The 2,254-nt window shown below is 75.1% G+C and carries 3 protein-coding genes; 2 read left to right on the plus strand and 1 reads right to left on the minus strand.

Going from position 1 to position 2,254, the window contains the following annotated elements:
• On the minus strand, positions 1-183 hold a 183-nt coding region (locus POF43_RS34335), incomplete at its 3' end, for a hypothetical protein (protein WP_282704961.1).
• Between the two features lie 138 nt (positions 184-321).
• Here POF43_RS34335 and POF43_RS34340 point away from each other — a divergent pair.
• Both POF43_RS34340 and ssb read left to right on the plus strand, forming a co-directional pair.
• Positions 322-954: a hypothetical protein gene (locus tag POF43_RS34340; RefSeq protein ID WP_271326065.1), complete on the plus strand. Its 633-nt coding sequence runs from the start codon at positions 322-324 to the stop codon at positions 952-954.
• Positions 955-1,425: 471 nt separating this feature from the next.
• Positions 1,426-2,025 (plus strand): single-stranded DNA-binding protein, encoded by a 600-nt coding sequence (gene ssb, locus POF43_RS34345; RefSeq protein WP_271326052.1) that lies wholly within the window; start codon positions 1,426-1,428, stop codon positions 2,023-2,025.
• Positions 2,026-2,254: the final 229 nt, after the last annotated feature.

Genomic DNA, 2,254 nt, shown 5'->3' on the forward strand with positions numbered 1-2,254 from the left:
GGGGGGGCGGGGGACGGGCGCGGCGCCGGTGCGGTGAGGGTCGTCTTCGCTGGTGACGGCGTTGTCGGCGTTCCTGCCGGTGACCGCCGCGACGACGCTGCCCGTGACAGTGGTGAACGCGGTGACAGTGGTGAACGCCGTGACAGCGGTGAACGCGGTGACAGTGGTGAACGCAGTGGCCACGGTGACGTTCCGGACATCGGGCGTGGGGGCGTTCTCGCGGGGAGTCGGTACGCGGGGAAGCCGGACGCTGGAACGGCTGGCGGGCCGCGTTCGATCGCTGGACGGGTGAAGAGCGCCGCCGGGCGCGAGGCGTCCACGATGGGACGGGGAGCGTGGGCCGTGCAGTCGGCGGCGCGTGGTGCGGAACGGGCGCCGGTGCCGTCGGCGGGAACGCGGCGGGCGGCCTCCAGGGCGCTGGTCTCCGAGGCGGTCAGGTCGGTCGCCGACCAGGCGGCGCACGGGCTTCCGGCGCCATGGGCGCTCGCCGTGCACGACGCCGCGCGCCGGGGCGCACGCGGGCTCGCGGAGGTGCTGGACGAGGCGGTGGCCCAGGCCGACGGCGTTCGCGTCGACCGGCCGCGCTGGTGGTCGGCGGCCGCGGCGGCCCAGTGGCTGCTGATGGTGCTGTCGGCCGTCGGCGCGGTGGGTCTGGTCGCGATCGCGGTCCGGGCGCTGCCGGTGCCGGTGTGGCTGGCGGCGCTGGTGTTCGGCGTCGGAACGCTCGGCGGCCCCGCGCTGGCCTGGGCCTGCCGCGCTGGCGGCCGCGGCCCCGCCCGCCGCCACGGCCAGACGGCGGACCGCCTGCTGCGCGACACCGCCGCCCACTGCGGCCGCGCCCGCGTCCTCGAACCCGTCGCCGCGGAACTCCTGCGCTACGCCGAGGTACGCGAACAGTTCGGCGTGGCGACGGGAGCGGTGATCCCGGAGGGACGCAGCGCCGGGCGGGGGTGAGTGCGGTGGGTGGGGTCGGGCTGGGCGGGGTGGGGTTGGCGTCGGCAGTGTTGGCGTCAGCAGTGTCGGCGTTCGGTGCGGTGGCTTGGGTCAGAGGAGGTGGCGTTCGGCGCGGTGGTCGAGGTCAGAGGGTGGGGCGTCCGGTGGGGTGGCTGGGGTCAGAGGGTGCGGCGTTCGGTGCGGTGGCTGACGTTGGCTCGGCTCCTGTGCCCGAGGCTCAACGCGGCGTTCAGCCAACCTGCCACCGCCGTCTGATCGACATCAACCACCCTTCCGTAAACCACCCTTCCGTATGACCGAGTTATCCCCAGCCCGATCGTGGTCCACAGATTTCCGACCGGCTCACCACGAACTTCCTTTTCGGTGCAATCTGTTCTTGCCGGGCCATTCCGGGTCGGTGAGAACGAGAGGTGTGCCCGTCGCTCCGCACGCGTGGCGGATCGCGGGCGCCCGGATGAGGAGGAGAGTGTCATGAGCGAGACCTTGGTGACGGTGACCGGAAACGTGGCGACGTCGCCGGAGTTGCGGACGACATCGGCGGGTGTGCCGGTCGCGAGGTTCCGGGTGGCCACGACGGAACGGCGTTACGACCGGTCGGCGGAACGCTGGACCGACGGACACACCAACTTCTTCACGGTGTGGGCCTGGCGGTCCCTCGGCGAGAACGTCTCCGCGTCGCTGGGGATCGGTGAGCCGGTGATCGTCCAGGGCCGGCTGCGGGTGACCGAGCGCGAGGAGAAGGGGCAGACGTACTTCTCCGCCAGCGTCGACGCGGTCGCAGTCGGCCACGACCTCAATCGCGGTACGGCCGCTTTCCGCCGGGTGGCCAAGAACCGCGCCGACTGGGCGTCCGACCCCTTCGCGACGCCGCTCGACCCGACGGCGCCCGACGAACCGTCCCGGCCGCCGACTTCGGCCCCACGGGCCACGCCGGTCGAGGTTGCCGCAGCGGTACGGCCCGACCCGGCGCCCCCGTCCGCCGCTCCGGCCCGTTCAACGGCGAGGAAACGCGCCGCCGCCCCCGCCCGGTCCGCGGACCCCGTCTTCGACCCCGGACTGGTCCCGTCCTGACCCCGTTGCGGCACCGCTCCGGCACTGCTCCGGCACCGCTGTGGCACGCCGTTCCGGCGCCCCGCCCCCGCTCCGGTGCCCCGTCTCGCCCCCGCTCCGGCGCCCGGATCCCGCTCCGGTCCCGCCCGGGCGCCCGGCGCCTGGCCCACCCCGGCCTGCCCGGCCCCACCCCGGCCGGCCCCGGTCCCGCGCGTGCCCGGCCCCCGTCCGGGGCCCCCCCCCCCCCGCT

The sequence above is a fragment of the Streptantibioticus silvisoli genome (assembly GCF_027947535.2).
Lineage (GTDB): Bacteria > Actinomycetota > Actinomycetes > Streptomycetales > Streptomycetaceae > Streptantibioticus_C > Streptantibioticus_C silvisoli.

Coding starts and splice junctions, on each gene's coding strand:
- ssb (WP_271326052.1), top strand. CDS start 1,426: ATGAGCGAGACCTTGGTGACGGTGACCGGAAACGTGGCGACGTCGCCG.
- POF43_RS34340 (WP_271326065.1), top strand. CDS start 322: ATGGGACGGGGAGCGTGGGCCGTGCAGTCGGCGGCGCGTGGTGCGGAA.